At 63.9% G+C, this 14,072-nt stretch carries 18 protein-coding genes; 8 read left to right on the top strand and 10 right to left on the bottom strand.

The genetic code is table 11. From position 1 onward, the window contains the following. The first annotated feature begins 14 nt into the window (after positions 1-14). Genes andAd through andAa form a run of 3 tightly spaced genes read left to right on the top strand, consistent with a single transcriptional unit; the run spans position 15 to position 2,023 of the window. On the top strand, positions 15-488 hold the full coding sequence (andAd, locus tag C7411_RS18815) for an anthranilate 1,2-dioxygenase small subunit AndAd (RefSeq protein ID WP_110385642.1): 474 nt from the start codon (positions 15-17) through the stop codon (positions 486-488). Positions 489-498: 10 nt separating this feature from the next. Next, the gene (andAb, locus tag C7411_RS18810) at positions 499-822 is read left to right on the top strand and encodes an anthranilate 1,2-dioxygenase ferredoxin subunit AndAb (protein WP_110385643.1); all 324 of its coding nucleotides are present in this window, start codon (positions 499-501) and stop codon (positions 820-822) included. Further along, the gene (andAa, locus tag C7411_RS18805) at positions 812-2,023 is read left to right on the top strand and encodes an anthranilate 1,2-dioxygenase system ferredoxin--NAD(+) reductase (protein ID WP_110385644.1); all 1,212 of its coding nucleotides are present in this window, start codon (positions 812-814) and stop codon (positions 2,021-2,023) included. The genes andAb and andAa overlap by 11 nt, the downstream gene beginning before the upstream one ends. 145 nt (positions 2,024-2,168) lie before the next feature. Here andAa and C7411_RS18800 read toward each other — a convergent pair whose 3' ends face one another. Continuing rightward, positions 2,169-2,495 (bottom strand): hypothetical protein, encoded by a 327-nt coding sequence (locus C7411_RS18800; RefSeq protein ID WP_110385645.1) that lies wholly within the window; start codon positions 2,493-2,495, stop codon positions 2,169-2,171. Further along, positions 2,492-2,734, bottom strand: coding sequence for a helix-turn-helix transcriptional regulator (locus C7411_RS18795; protein ID WP_110385788.1), 243 nt, complete (start codon positions 2,732-2,734; stop codon positions 2,492-2,494). The genes C7411_RS18800 and C7411_RS18795 overlap by 4 nt, the downstream gene beginning before the upstream one ends. Positions 2,735-3,191: 457 nt before the next feature. On the opposite strand from C7411_RS18795, the gene C7411_RS18790 reads away from it, so the two are divergent. The 3 genes from C7411_RS18790 (at position 3,192) to C7411_RS18780 (ending at position 5,103) form a co-directional block, all read left to right on the top strand. Continuing rightward, positions 3,192-3,830, top strand: a complete 639-nt coding sequence (locus tag C7411_RS18790) for an integrase (RefSeq protein ID WP_110385789.1) — start codon at positions 3,192-3,194, stop codon at positions 3,828-3,830. Beyond that, the gene (locus C7411_RS18785) at positions 3,827-4,471 is read left to right on the top strand and encodes an RES family NAD+ phosphorylase (protein WP_110385646.1); all 645 of its coding nucleotides are present in this window, start codon (positions 3,827-3,829) and stop codon (positions 4,469-4,471) included. The genes C7411_RS18790 and C7411_RS18785 overlap by 4 nt, the downstream gene beginning before the upstream one ends. 176 nt (positions 4,472-4,647) lie before the next feature. Beyond that, a complete protein-coding gene (locus tag C7411_RS18780; protein ID WP_133253679.1) occupies positions 4,648-5,103 on the top strand; it encodes a hypothetical protein in 456 nt (151 codons plus the stop codon). Here C7411_RS18780 and C7411_RS18775 read toward each other — a convergent pair. The 8 genes from C7411_RS18775 to urtB form a co-directional block, all read right to left on the bottom strand. Beyond that, positions 5,100-6,134, bottom strand: a complete 1,035-nt coding sequence (locus C7411_RS18775; protein WP_110385648.1) for a porin — start codon at positions 6,132-6,134, stop codon at positions 5,100-5,102. The genes C7411_RS18780 and C7411_RS18775 overlap by 4 nt on opposite strands. A gap of 102 nt (positions 6,135-6,236) precedes the next feature. Continuing rightward, positions 6,237-6,782 carry an amino acid synthesis family protein gene (locus C7411_RS18770; RefSeq protein WP_110385649.1) on the bottom strand — a complete coding sequence of 182 codons (546 nt, stop codon included), beginning with the start codon at positions 6,780-6,782 and terminating at the stop codon, positions 6,237-6,239. Further along, entirely contained in the window at positions 6,779-8,194 is a 1,416-nt protein-coding gene (locus C7411_RS18765) for an amidase family protein (protein ID WP_110385650.1), read from the bottom strand. Before C7411_RS18765 ends, C7411_RS18770 begins: the two co-directional genes overlap by 4 nt. A 54-nt stretch (positions 8,195-8,248) precedes the next feature. Continuing rightward, the gene (locus tag C7411_RS18760; protein ID WP_110385651.1) at positions 8,249-9,427 is read right to left on the bottom strand and encodes an ABC transporter substrate-binding protein; all 1,179 of its coding nucleotides are present in this window, start codon (positions 9,425-9,427) and stop codon (positions 8,249-8,251) included. An 18-nt stretch (positions 9,428-9,445) separates the two neighbouring features. Beyond that, positions 9,446-10,189: an ABC transporter ATP-binding protein gene (locus C7411_RS18755; protein ID WP_110385652.1), complete on the bottom strand. Its 744-nt coding sequence runs from the start codon at positions 10,187-10,189 to the stop codon at positions 9,446-9,448. Then, entirely contained in the window at positions 10,176-10,910 is a 735-nt protein-coding gene (locus C7411_RS18750) for an ABC transporter ATP-binding protein (RefSeq protein ID WP_110385653.1), read from the bottom strand. The genes C7411_RS18755 and C7411_RS18750 overlap by 14 nt, the downstream gene beginning before the upstream one ends. Next, positions 10,910-11,992 (bottom strand): branched-chain amino acid ABC transporter permease, encoded by a 1,083-nt coding sequence (locus C7411_RS18745; RefSeq protein ID WP_110385654.1) that lies wholly within the window; start codon positions 11,990-11,992, stop codon positions 10,910-10,912. The genes C7411_RS18750 and C7411_RS18745 overlap by 1 nt, the downstream gene beginning before the upstream one ends. 5 nt (positions 11,993-11,997) lie before the next feature. Continuing rightward, positions 11,998-12,873, bottom strand: a complete 876-nt coding sequence (gene urtB, locus C7411_RS18740; RefSeq protein ID WP_110385655.1) for an urea ABC transporter permease subunit UrtB — start codon at positions 12,871-12,873, stop codon at positions 11,998-12,000. A 165-nt stretch (positions 12,874-13,038) separates the two neighbouring features. On the opposite strand from urtB, the gene C7411_RS18735 reads away from it, so the two are divergent. After that, positions 13,039-13,398, top strand: a complete 360-nt coding sequence (locus C7411_RS18735) for a helix-turn-helix transcriptional regulator (protein ID WP_110385656.1) — start codon at positions 13,039-13,041, stop codon at positions 13,396-13,398. A 57-nt stretch (positions 13,399-13,455) separates the two neighbouring features. Further along, the gene (locus C7411_RS18730; RefSeq protein ID WP_110385657.1) at positions 13,456-13,785 is read left to right on the top strand and encodes a helix-turn-helix domain-containing protein; all 330 of its coding nucleotides are present in this window, start codon (positions 13,456-13,458) and stop codon (positions 13,783-13,785) included. Positions 13,786-14,072: the final 287 nt, after the last annotated feature.

Raw genomic sequence — 14,072 nt, 5'->3', positions numbered from 1 at the left:
CGGGAGAGAACCACATGGACGCGACGACGCTCTGGCTGGAACTGCACATGCTGCAAAACCAGTACATCTACAACCTGGACAACAACCGCCTCGAAGCGTGGCCGACGCTGTTCACCGAAGACTGCGTATACGAGATCGTGCCGAAGGAAAACGCCGATCTGGGTTTGCCCGTCGGGCTCATCCACTGCACGAACCAGCGGATGCTACGCGATCGCGTGGTGTCGCTGCGCAACGCCAACATCTACGACGAGCATACCTACCGCCACATGACTTCCGGGCTGACGGTGACCGGCGAGCACGACGGCGCTATCGAGACGGAAAGCAGCTATGTCGTCGTGCAGACGCGCTCGAACGGCGAATCGCACGTGTACCAGGCCGGCAAGTACTACGACCGCGTCGTGCGCACGCCGGACGGGCTGCGTTATGCGGCCAAGCGAGTCGTCTACGACACGTCGCGCGTGCAGACGCTGCTCGCGACGCCGATCTGAAGGAGGACACATGGAGCAGGCGACGGGAAACTGGCAAGCAATCGGCGCCCTCGACGATTTCACCGAAGGCGAGCCCGCCGCGGTGATCGCAGGCGACCGGCAGATCGCAATTTTTCGCATCGGCGACGAAGTGTTTGCGCTGAGCGATCTCTGCTCGCACGGGCACGCGCGGCTTTCGGACGGTTACGTCGAGGATGGCTGCGTCGAGTGCCCGCTGCACCAGGGGCTCTTCGACATCCGCACAGGCGCACCGCGCTGCGCGCCGGTGACCGAGGCGGTTCGCGCATTTCCGATCCGGATCGTCGACTCGCGGGTGGAGATCCATGTCGACTGAGCAGCATGTGATCGTCGGCGCCGGGCACGCGGCGAGGCGCGCGGCCGAAACGCTGCGCGCGCGCGACGCCGACGCGCGTATCGTGGTGATCGGCGCGGAACCGCATGCGCCGTACGACCGGCCCGTGTTGTCGAAAGACGCGCTGCTCGCCGACGACGGCGCGTGCAAGGCGTTCGTGCGCGAGCCAGGCTGGTACGCGGCGCAGCGCATCGAACTGCGGCTCGCGACCACCGTGACGGGTGTCGATCGCGCGCGCCGCAACGTGCGGTTGCACGACGGCTCGGAGATCCGCTACGACCGGCTGCTGCTCGCGACAGGCTCGCGCGTGCGAAAGTTCGACGCGCCCGTGCCGCTGCACTATCTGCGCACGCTCGACGACGCGCGCACGCTGCGCGCAGCACTCGCGCCGGGCAAGGTCGTTGCCGTGCTCGGCGGCGGCTTCATCGGACTCGAAGCCGCGGCGGCCGCGACCCAGGCCAACTGCCGCGTGACGGTGATCGAGCCGGCGCCGGCGCTGCTGCAACGGTCGCTACCGTCTGCGGCCGCGCGGTTCGTCGCGGCGCTACACCAGCGCCACGGCGTCGAGTTGCGGCTCGGCACGCGGCCCGTCGGCATCCGTCACGACGACGGTGGCCGCGCGATGATAGAAACCGACGACGGCGAAACGCTCACGGCGGACGTCGTCATTGCCGGCATCGGCGTGATCCCGAACGTCGAGCTTGCTCGCGATGCGGGCCTCGATGTGGACAATGGCATCGTCGTGGACGCCCAATGCCGCACCGCCGATCCGGCGATTTTCGCTGCGGGCGAAGTGACCGCGCATTTCAATCCGCTGCTGGCGCGGCGCGTGCGGATCGAGTCGTGGCAGGTAGCGGAGAACCAGCCGGTCATCGCCGCCGAAAACATGCTTGGCGGCAGCCGCGAGTACGCCGAAATGCCGTGGCTGTGGTCCGATCAATACGACTGCAATATCCAGACGCTCGGCGTCGTCGATGCGGCGCACCGGATCGTGACACGCGGCGACGCAGAGAGCGCGCCTTTCTGCATGATGGCGCTAGACGACGGCGGCCGTCTGCGCGGCGTCGTCGCAATCGACGCGGGAAGGGAAATCGGCGCGTGCAAGCGGCTGATCGCGGCGAGACACACGCTCGACCCGGCCGTCCTCGCGGATCCTACGATGCCGTTGCGATCGATGCTGTAGCGTGAAGGGCGCCGGCTGACGACACATGCAGCGACTCGCTATCTGCGCAGCAACGCTCCCAGCGACGTATCCGCTAGCCGGCTATCTTCAGGTTCTTCGGATACCGGCCGCCAGCCCGGATACCCACTCTCGCAGTAGCACGTCCCTATTGCCCGTCGTCCAATGGCGGCGAGCTGTTCCCGCGGTGCTGGTCTCCCGTCCCCAGCGCCCGCGCGAGCGCAGCACGCGCGGCCGCAAGTTCCAGTGCGAAGCGTTGCGCCGGCCGACGCGGTATGCGCAGGCGCCGGCATACGACCTCCTGGCTCGCGTGCCAGAGATACACCATGCGGAGCATGTCGCGATACCGGGGATGCAGGGTTTCCCACGCTTTCGTGATCCGTGCCGCATCGACCGGATCGTAGGCACCCCGCGCGGCGTTGCCCCAGTTCGCCAGACGCGGACCGAGCGGTCCTGAAGCAAGGTCCCGGCTCATGGCGCGCCTCCCGCTCCCCCTTCGCGAAAGCGTGCCGGCACACGATAGCGGGCGGGGTTCGCGAGAAACGCCTCGATATCGGTCAGCCGCCATCCGACCAGGCGACCGCCAAGCGCGATCGCCGGCGGAAACGTTCCGGCCTGCATACGACGGTAAATGGTCGAGCGCGACAACCCCGTGCGCGCCTCGACCTGTCGACGGCGCAGGATCCTGTCCGCGCTACTGTCCTCGATTGACATGACTTGCCCCCCAGGGGTCGTTCTGGCCTGCAGTGGCCAGAACATGAGGGAATTCAAGCAGCGGGTGACGCCAATACCCAAACCCGTCTTGTCGACGGGAAGCCCCGTCGGACAAAGCGAACGATCTACAGGCGAGCCAGAACATGGCTGCTTCGCACGGCTATGCCCATCTGCACCGGAACACTGGGCGCATGTCGAACTCCAGCTATCTGGCCGGTCTTCAACTATGTGCATACAGGGCAAACCTGACACAGACGTATTCACCAACAGCTCCAGGGCCCGGGTACAGACCGGATTGGACAGCGGCCACGCGCCAAGAACTGACTTACGTGCCGGAGTGAAACGGTCCGCGGACGTGATCGTGTCAGAGATATGCAACTGAGTTTACATAGTTGACAAAGGAGACATAGGAGATTGCAGTAGTCCCTGTCTCAGTCATCGACTGCGCGAGATGACCATGTCCACGACCCTTGAATTCATTGCCGACCACCTGCCGCGCGTCACGGCGGATGATGTTGTCCGTCGTTTCTCTGCAACCACCGAAATCCGCGATGCCCAGGCGTTTGCCGCCGAGCTGCAGGCGTTCGTCCATGAGCGCGTGCAGGTAGTGAAACTGCCCGCGACGCTGGAAGTACAAACGGTGGAGCAACGCCTGGCCGGCAAGGCAGCTGCGCTGCGCGTCGATACACGCTGGGTGCCGGGTGCAACCGACATCCAGCGCGGTCGCTCGGCCCGGCTGGAAGCCTTCAATCAGCCGCATAACCTGCCATTGCCCGAATTTGCACGGCTGGCGAACAAGGTGCGTCAGCAGATCTACAAGGACATTGATGCCCGCCGGTTGCTCGCACTGAACGTGGGGTGTCGTGGCCAGAGGCTGCCCGACTGGCAGCTCGACCCGGTGAAGCAGCAATTGACTCAGGTTGTACTGCAGAAGGTCGAGGGCATCGACAACTGGACGCTGTATCGCGCCCTGTCCGAGCCGCTCGAGGGTCTCGGTGGACGCACACCGCTCGAAGCCGTCACCGACCGGCCGATCGACGACGTGGTCAAAGCCGTGCTCAACGTCCTGGGCGTGCATGAGGCGGAGCGGGAATGAGTATCGGGTTGCCGTCGCTTGCCATCGACGCAGGTGAACTGCTCCAGCACGTGAGCCGCGTCGTCTACCGGGATAAACCGCTGTACTACGGCCGCGACGGCACCAACTGCTATGACGCCCCAAAACGGGACTGTGGCGTGCTTTACCTCGGACGCAACCTTCCTATGGCATTAATGGAATCCGTGTTTCACAAACACCGGCGGGACAGGGACACCAGGCGCTCGATCGCGCATGCAGAAGTCCGCAGCCGGCTGGTGCGTGCGGTTGGTGTGCTGGAGGAGCTGTCCCTGGCGGACCTGACGGCCGAAGGTGTAATGGCAGGCTACTTCGGCCTGAATCTTGAGCAACTGGCCAGCCGCGACTACACCTGCACGCAGCAGGTGTCCGACCAGGTGCATGCGCTGCGCGGAAGCGATGGACTCCCGCTGTTCGGTGGCGTGCTCTACCCATCGCGTAACAACTATCCCGCCGCCAGCATTGCCCTGTTCGAGCGCGCGAAGACTAGGATCAAGGTTATCGAGGACATCGACCTGGTTGACCATGTAGAGTGGCCCGATTTCGTCGCGAACTATCGAATCGGTATCGAGCCCGATCCCGGTCCAGCAGGTCCTGATGACGACGTGACCAGAACCAGAACGTGAGATGCCACGCATGGAACCACCAGGAAGCAGGCTGAAGCTTTCCGCAGTCGTACAAGGCCGCAGGTAGCGATCGCCAGAGGCAATGCCGCGACCCGGGACGTCCGTCACGGTCTCGCGAAAGCTCCTCCGTCGGAGATTTCTGGCGTCGCAGGCCACGTGACCTCGAGTGCCACGCTGTGCGCATTGAACGTATATGCGAATGCAGCCATTCCCTTGATTTCGCCTTCGGCCACGGATCCCCTCCTCACGCGGCGGGTTTCGCCGTGGCGCTCCCTGTCATCGGCGACGACAGCGTGGCCGGCAATTGCTTCGCCCAGCACATGGCGAAGAAACGCTACCGGTGCGTTGCCCTCATCAACGACAGTTCGCCCCACGGCCAGCCATTACCGGATTGCAGATGCAACACCATCGCCAGTCCGGAACCCAGCAATGGCCTCGACGTCTGGCCCGATCGGCCCCTACCGTATTGGTTCGACGTCGCGTTGATATTCACGCTCAATGCTGCAACCCGAAGGAAGGCAATCGCGACAGCTGTAAACATCGGGGTACAGTTACCGCCGCGCGGGCTCGCGGGCATCCAGGGCGAATCCGGTGCCTGCCAACGTACTGACCCGCTGGATCCTGCCGGCTAGAACTTCATCCGGATACCGGCGCCCAGGCTATTGCCAGACGAGACGCTGGTCATGGTGTCGTAGCGCCACGCGGCGTAGACGTCCGTGCGTTTCGAGAGCGGATAGTCATATCCGAGCACCACGGTCGACCAGCGGACATCCGTGCCCTGTGCAGGCTGCCTGAGCGTTCCCGCCCAGGACACCAGTATGCTGCCCGTGCCGATCTGCGCACTCGCTCCCACCTGAACGGTATCGTCGGTGAGCTCGTTGTTGTTGGTCACGCGCTCGTACTGGAGATAGAGCTTTACCGCCTGCAGGCGATACGCGGCGCCGACCAGCCACGCCGTCTGTTCCGTGGCGCCGTTCAGGAAAAGCGACGCCGTATGAAGGCTCTGGACTGCGGCCGTCGCAGAAAACGGCCCCGCAAAGTAGAGCACGTTCGCACTGTAGTTCGCCTGCCCGGCGTGACCTGCGACGCCCGCATTGCTGTACTGCAGGCTTCCCGTGAGCCCGCCAATCTCCGGCGTCTGGTAGACGATCGAGTCATCGATTGCCGTATCGCTCTGCACGGAAGCCGCACCCATCGCGGACCCCAGGAAAGTGTGGACCACGATGGGGGAAAAGACGAACGAGTTGCCGAACGGGTTGAACAGCAGCGTGGAGACGAAGAGCAGCGAATCATTACGCCCCAGTGTCAGCTGTCCAAACGGGCCGCTCAAACCGACGAACGCGCGGCGCCCGAAGAAGGATTGCCCGTAGTACGCTCCCGACTGTCCACTGTTGATCCGGTAAAAGCTCTCGAGCGTGAAGATCGCCTTCATGCCACCACCGAGGTCCTCGGCGCCCGACATGCCCCAGTATGATGTCGAAAGCCCACCCGAGCCTACCTGCCAGGTGTTGCCTGACGCGCCCGGTGTACGCACCACACCGGCAAATGCATCTGCCAGTCCGTAGAGCGACACCGACGACTGCGCGTGCGCTGCACCCGCCGTGATGCACAGCGACAGTGCTGCCACTCTCCTGCTCCATCTTCCCCGACTATCCCTGCACATGTTTATCTCCTTTGAACGCCTGTGAGTGTTCGTCTGTCCGTTTGCCGTGTGCCAGCCGGAAACCATGGCAGGGCACGGAACGGCGCGGTGTGATGCAATGCTTCAGCCGGGCTTCACGCGCGCGAGCGGCCTGCCGCGCTCGGCCAGGGCAATCGCGAGCAGCAGTTCGTCCGGTGCCGGTGAATCCGCCAGGCAGAGCGAGACCGTGTCGAAATGGTCGAAGCTCCACATGTCTGTGACGCTGTGCAGGGGAATATCGACGCAGGCACCCGCCAGCCCTCGCTTCGTGACGGACGGCATGATCGAGGACGCGCCCGGCAGACAGCTGCGAACCGCCTTGCCGAGTCGCGGGTGCAGCAGCGCCGCGCCCCACTCGAGCGGCACGCCAGTGCCCACGAGCGCCGCCTTCCCGTAACCCTGGATCTGCTCTCCCGGGCAACCGAGCGCATGCAGCGCGCGACCCGTGAGGATCAGGCCCAGATCAGCGCCCGTCGCATAGAGCGCCTCGAGGTCACCCGCGCCATCCGGGTCGATCGACTTCAGCACTGCAGCAGCGACCACCTGGCGATGCGCTGGTGTGACCGGTTCGCCAAGTTCCGCGCACCGTTCAACGAGATGGATCACCACCCTGGCAATCTGGACGTTCATGGCGCGATCTCCGTGTCACCGGGAAGCGGCAGATCCCCTTGCGGTGCAGGAAAATCCCCGCGCGCCAGTTCGTATGCGCGCGCTGCCCGCAGCACCAGGGCATCGCTGCCCCGACGCCCGATAATCTGCAGGCCGGTCGGCACATCCCCTGCGAATCCGCACGGCACCGATATGGCGGGCACGCCGGCCTGGTTGCACCACGCGGTCAGCAGCGGGGCATTGCGCAGATGGCCGGGCAAGCCGGGAACCGGCGGTGGCCCGCAATGAAACGTCGGCGTAACCAGCAGGTCGTAATGCTCAAAGAACGTTTCCATCGAGACGCCGAGCGCGTGACGCGCAAGCAGGGCATCGACGAACGTCGCGGTGTCGATCCGTGCCCCCACATCCGCAAGTGCCGTCAGGTCAGGATCCAGCAGCGTCCTGTCGGCGGCCTCCATATGCCGCACACGCTGGGCGAAGAACACCGACCACTGGACCGAATGGATACGTCCATCGCCGTAGTAATCCACCATCGGTGCGACGTCGGTCTGGATGACCGTCGCGCCGAGCATCCCGAATGTGTCCACTGCCCGGCCGACACGCTCTGCAATATCCGGGGCCACCGACACGCCGTCCGGGGCGGCGCGCCACGCGATCCGCAGGCCCGCGACGCCGTCGTCCAGCCCGGACGAATAGCCGGACGGCCTCCCTGTTCCCGGGAGCCAGTCGCTGTTCGCGCAGGTCATCGCATCGAGCATCAACGCGGCGTCGCGCACCGTTCGCGTGATCGGGCCAAGCGTGGACAGTGCTGTCCACGACGCCGCACTGCCCGCCGGCACCAGCGCGAACGTCGGCTTGAACCCGACCACGCCACTCCAGCAGGCCGGAATCCGGATCGACCCGCCCCCATCGGTCGCAAGCGACAGCGGTCCCATTCCCAGCGCAACCGCGACTGCGGACCCGCCGCTGCTGCCCCCGGGCGACAGACGCGTATCCCATGGATTGCGCGTTGCGCCCGTCAACGGACAGTCGGTGACGATCTTGTTGCCGAACTCGGACGTGGTTGTCTTGCCAAACGGTATGGCGCCGGCGCGCCGCAGCCGCGCCACGGCTGGCGCATCGGCACTTTCGCGGTCCGGCGAGGCCGTCCTTGACCCCTGCCGTGTCGGAAGACCGGCGACGGCGACGAGATCCTTGACCGATACCGGTACACCATCAAGCGGACCGCACGGCTCGTCGCGCATCCACCGCCGCTCGGCCTCACCGGCGGCCGACATCGCCCCTTCCTCGTCAAGGGCGCAGAATGCGTTGACCACCGGATCGAGCTTCGTGATCCGGTCCAGTACGGCACACATGACCTCCACCGGCGAGAGCGTGCGCTGCCGGAACCCGGCAACCAGCTGAGCCGCGCTCAACATGACAATTTCATTCATTATGTAGTCCTTATCTACTGACACGAACGTTTCCGCACGATGAATGGAGCGTGCCTATCCCTGACACACCGGGATGACGGGGCCAGTGGACTCGAGCATCGCAAAGCTGTTGTCGGCAAGTGCCTGGCCGATGCGTGTCTGGCAGAGCACATGACCGCCGTCGCGACTCACGCGGCTCTTTCCGCGGGGGAGTGCCACGGAGACGGCGGGTAGCGCGGCCCTGATGCGATCAGCGTCGACACTTCCTGCCGCCTTCACGGCCTCGGCGAAAAGACAAATGCCTGCGTACGTGTTCTCGCCATGCGGCAGCACCACCGCATAGCGGCCCAGCCGCGGATCGTGCGCACCGGCGTAACGGGCCGTATAACGCGTGAGGAACGCCTGGTTTTCCGGGTTGTCGATGCTCATGAAATACGACGACACGCCGATCGTGCCGGTCGAGGCCCCCGTGGTGGCAATCGAGAGGGATTCGTGTGCGATGTCCGTCACCAGCTGCGGCTTCATCGCAAATGACCGGTACTGCTTAACGAATGTCACCGGGTCGTCGCCGATGCTGTGCCATACGATCTGCGGCCCGGCGCTGGCGACCTGTTGCAGGACGGCGCCATAGTCACGTGTACCGAAGGGCAGCCAGTAGACACCGAGGAACTTCCCGCCATGGCGGGCCACCGCCGCCTGCAGTTGCGGAATCAACACCTTCCGGTTGCTGCCGATGTCGGAGACGACCGCACAGACGGACCGTCCACCGTCGCGCATGAGCCACGCAATGAGCGGCTCGATCCGCTGGCTTGCAGCGAGCCCCGTCGTGAACAGTTGCGGGTCGCACCGTCCTTCGTCGAAGTTCGGATAGACGATGAGCTTTCGCGACGGGCGCGCTGCCTGAAGGGCCGCCTCGCGCTCGGACGGAAGCACCATGCCCGTGATCATCGCCACGTCGTCACGCATGAAGAGCTGGCGCGCCTTCTCAAGCGTCACGGCCGTAGACATCTGCGTGTCCTCGACGCTCAGTTGCAGCGGCCGGCCAAGCAGACCACCGGCAGCATTGATTTCGTCCACTGCGAGCGCGGCACAGTTGCGGTTGGTCTGTCCCACACGCGTGAGCGGACCGCTAAGCGGCGCGAGCAGGCCAATCTTCAACGGCTCAGCCGCGCGCGCAAACCGGGGGACAGTTGATGCCGCAAGGGAAGCGGCCGCACCCATCAGCATGGTTCGGGAAAAGTCACGACGGTTCATGCGTATTCTCACTGAAGGTCACTGGATGTTTTCATGAGGGAAATCCGCGGCAAGCTCCGCGGCGGGAGAGAGATAGCGCGCGAGCGGGTGTTCATCCCTGACACCCGGTTGCGGTTCGACGGAACCGGCATGCACCAGGCGCCCATTACTGAGCACGATGCAGCGTTGCGCGCTCTGGAGGACGAGATCGAGGTTCTGTTCGACGAGGAGCACCGCCAGCTTCGCGCGGCGGCACAGGTCGGGAATCACCTCGCCGATACGTTCGACCAGGTTGGGCTGCACGCCGTCGGAGGGTTCGTCCAGCAGGAGCAGTTTCGGGCGCCCGCACAGGGCGCGTGAAATGGCAAGGACCTGCTGCTCGCCACCTGAAAGCGTGCCGCCCTGCTGCGACAGGCGCGACTTCAGCACCGGGAAGTAATCGAATACCTCGTCGAGGATGTCGGCGCCCCCCACAGTCTGCGTACCCATCAGCAGGTTCTCGCGCACGGTCAGCTTCGGAAAGATCCAGCGCCCCTGCGGCACCAGACCGATCCCCCGGCGCGCAATCTCATGTGTGCGCAGCCCCGTCAACGACTGCCCGAGGAAACCAACCTGCCCGCTCATGCGCGGCAGCAACCCCATGATGGCCTTCACCAGCGTGGTCTTGCCCGCACCGTTACAGCCGAGCACACCGACAACCTCGTTCGGCAGCACGTCGAGCGTGAGGTTGTGAACCACATCCACGTCACCGTATCCAGCGCACAGGTTTTCAATGTGCAGCATGTGTCGCTCCCCGTCCCAGATAGATGCGGCGGATCTGCTCGTCGGCTGCGATCTCCGCAAACGACCCGCGCCGAACCACCTCTCCCCGGTGCATCACCCACGTCTCGCACGCGAGAGACTGCACGAAGCCCAGATCGTGCTCGATGGCGAGTACCGCGCACCGCTCCCGCAGCCGGTGGATGAGGCGCACCAGCCGCTGCGCGTCCTTTGCAGAGAGGCCCGCCGCGGGTTCGTCGAGCAGCAGCAGTGCAGGCTGACACATGATCGCCATGCCGATTTCGAGCCACTGCCGCTCCCCATGCGGCAGATGCGACGCGAGTTCGTGCGCCTGCCCAGACAAACCCACTTCTTCCAGGACGGCGTCGGGATCAGGCATGCGGGTGGCCCGGTAAGCCGCGACGCCCAGGCCGGCCACCATCAGGTTGTCGCGCACGCTCATCGTGAGGAAGGTGTTGGTCCCCTGGAATTTGCGCACCACACCGCGCCGGCAGAACGCGTGCATCGGGCGGCCTGTCATCCGCTCACCATCGAGATACAGTTCACCGGAACCGGGGGTAATCGCCCCCGACAGCAGGCCGACGAGCGAACTCTTGCCGGCCCCGTTCGGACCAATCACGCACAGCAGGTCGCGTGGCGCGATACTGATGTCGACGCCGGCCACCGCCCTGATCCCGCCAAACGTGCGCGAAAGGCCGGTGCCCAGAAGGTACTGGCTCTCCATTACCGCTTCTCCTGTGCGTGACCCACGCGATGAATCGGTTGAACCGGTGGCCGGCCCCTTATCGCCCGACCTGCCCGGCGCGCAACCACCGCACATCCGCCCAGGCGCAGTCCGTTCGGCATGAACAGCACGCAGGCGAGAAACAGACCGCCGAGAATCAGGGGCCAGCCGTCCGTGCTGTAACTGGAGACGGCCTGCCTGAGCAGCGTCAGGGCGACCGCCGCGACGACGGGGCCACCAATTCTTCCCCGGCCACCGATGGCCACCCAGAGGATGACTTCGGTCGCAAGGAGCGGCGAGAACACGTCCGGGGCCACCACCCCTGAGCACGCCGCCATCAGCACACCCGCAACTGCGGCAAGCACCGCCGACGCGACGAAGACGAGCAGCAGGTGCAACGGCGTGTGATAGCCGCAAGCCTTTGCGCGCCATTCGTTGGTTGCGATCGCATTGAGCACCTTGCCGTAGTGGCTGCGACACACGAGCCAGATCAGGCCCGTCGCGGCGAGCAGTACGGCCGCCACGATGTACCAGGACGCCCGGGGACCGCTCAGGTCAAGAGCATGGCCGTCCACGCTAAACGACAGCCCCGGGATACCCAGGATGCCCGTGTCGCCCCCGGTAACCGACTGCCAGCTGACGGCGAGCTGCTGTGCGACGATCAGCACGGCAAGGCTGATGATGGCGAAGAAGTGGAGCCTCACCCCCGCGAAAAGCAGGAAATAGCCGATCAGGAGAGCGACAGCCGCAGCGCAGAGCACACCGACCGCCACGCCCGTCAAGGGTGCCTGTCCGAACTGGACGGTCACGACGGCAAATCCATAGGCGCCGAGGCCCAGGAACGTCGTGTGCCCGAGCGTCAGTACCCCGGCACGTCCCCAGAGGAGGTCATAGCTCAACGCGAGGATCCCCATCACCAGTGCATCGCGCACCGTCGCCAGCAACCAGGGACCGGCAACCAATGGCACGAGGGCCACCGCAGCCACGGCTGCGCTCCACATCAACAGGGGGGAAACATCCGTGGGGCCGAGGGCGGGCTGTGAGAACCAGAGCCGCAAGCATCCTGCTTGTTTTCGAGACATACGCTTTATCCTTTACCGAGAAGCTGATGGGCCGCGCTGAATCCCGGAATCAGCCCTTGCGGTCTGAACCGGATCACCACAATGGACAGAGCCAAAACCACCGCGGATGCGAGAGAGGGGTCGATGCGATAGCTCAGTAACGTCTCGGCGGTACCGATGACTGCGGCGCCCACGATGCTGCCGGCGATCGAGCCGATGCCGCCCAGTACGATCACGAAGAACGCCTTGGCGAGATAAGAAACGCCCAGATGCGATTCGACTGACACCATCGGCGCGACAAGTACACCCGCGAGCGAGGCTAGTGCCGCTCCACCACAGAAGGCGAAGCGGTTCAGACGCTGGGTGTCGATGCCCGCGGCCTCCGCCATCGCCGGGTGCTGGATCACCGCGCGCAACTGGGTACCAAAGCGCGTTCGCGCAAACAGCAGCCAGCATCCTGCCGTCACGGTCAGTGCAACGCCGATCACGAAGATCCGGTAGGCCGGATAGCTTCCGCCGGGAACTGGCACTGCCCCGCTGAACGGGGCATAGACGAGCATCGGTTGGGTGCCGAAGATGAGTTCCAGCACCTTCTGCAGGATGAGGCTGATCGCATAGGTCGCGAGGAGCGTGTCCAGCGGCCGGTCATAGAGCAGCCGGATGATGAAACGTTCGAGGCACCAGCCGAGGACAGCCCCGACAGCGGGCGCCACGACCAAAGCAAGCCAGAAAGCCTGCTTCCCGCCAACCGCCTGCGCAACGGCTAACCCGTACGCGCCGATCGTGACCCACTCCGCATGTGCGAGGTTCACGATGTCCATCATGCCGAAGACGATGGCGAGCCCAAGCGCCACCAGCATCAGAATGCTCACGTAACCCAGAATGTTAAGAATCGTCGTCATATAAGTAAGTCCCGCTGTCCACGTCTCCGAAGCGTTTGCTCTTTGCGTGCAATCAGCAAACGACCCGATTTCCAACACTGCCACTCCTTACGACCAAGAGTTCCTTAGCAAGGACACTAAGAAACTCTTAGTAAAAAAATCAAGCAATTCCCAGAGACTCCAAGGATGCCGGGTAAACACACGACATCCTCCATTTTTGCCAAGCGCCTGAAAGAGGCACGGGTCCGGTCGGGCCTGACCCAAGAACAGCTCGGCATTCACGCGGGAATCGACGAATTCTCCGCCAGTGCCCGCATCAACCAGTACGAAAGAGGCAAGCACCTGCCCCATCTCTTAATGGGGCAACGTCTGGCGAGAGCACTCCATGTCCCGACCTCTTTCCTCTACGAGGAGGATGATCTGCTTGCAGCTCTTCTCGTAACTGCGGCCCGGCTCACGCGGGGCAAGAAGAAGATCCTCCTCGCGAATGCCGAGATGCTGACCTTATCAGCATCGCCCAAGGTCAAGAACCCAAGCAATGTTTAGTCTTTAGACTAAGAATTACTTAGTAAAATCCTTGAGCGAATCCGGGACACTCCCCGGATGTCACGCGATACATCCACCCTTGATGCCGTTTTCCCTCGACGCCTGAAACAGGCGCGACTGCGCTCGGGCCTCACCCAGGAGCAGCTCGGCATCCAGGCGGGAATCGATGAATTCTCAGCCAGCACCCGCGTCAACCAGTACGAAAAGGGCAAACATACCCCTGCCATACAAACCAGTCAGCGTCTGGCGCGAGCACTACTCGTCCCCACGGGCTTCCTCTATGAGGACGACGATCACCTGGCGAGCCTGCTGGCAATCGCCGGCAGGCTCAGCAAGGAAAAGAAGAGAGCCCTCCTCGCCAGCGCAGAGAAACTGGCCCAAGAATAAACTAAGATTTCCTGAGTCTCTGGACCAACCGCAGACGACGCCATAACTAGAGCCCTGGTCCGATCGCCGCATTAACCTCAATTGACCAACAATCCATGCAAGGTGGTTCGTGCCACTCGACGTCCGTCAAACTTGCGTCACGTCTTGAGCCGACATTCCCGCTTCATTGACAGCTGACTCGGTTGGCGATTTGTGATCATAAAATTACACTCCCAGAATTTGGATGTCAATGCCGAAATTTCTCTCGTTCACCCCAATTTTTTCCACTCCCAGATCACACTTGACTT

Source organism: Paraburkholderia silvatlantica (assembly GCF_003096715.1).
GTDB classification, from domain to species: Bacteria; Pseudomonadota; Gammaproteobacteria; order Burkholderiales; family Burkholderiaceae; genus Paraburkholderia; species Paraburkholderia silvatlantica.
Note: the sequence above shows the minus strand (reverse complement) of the source record. Positions and strands in the feature narration are given on the sequence as shown.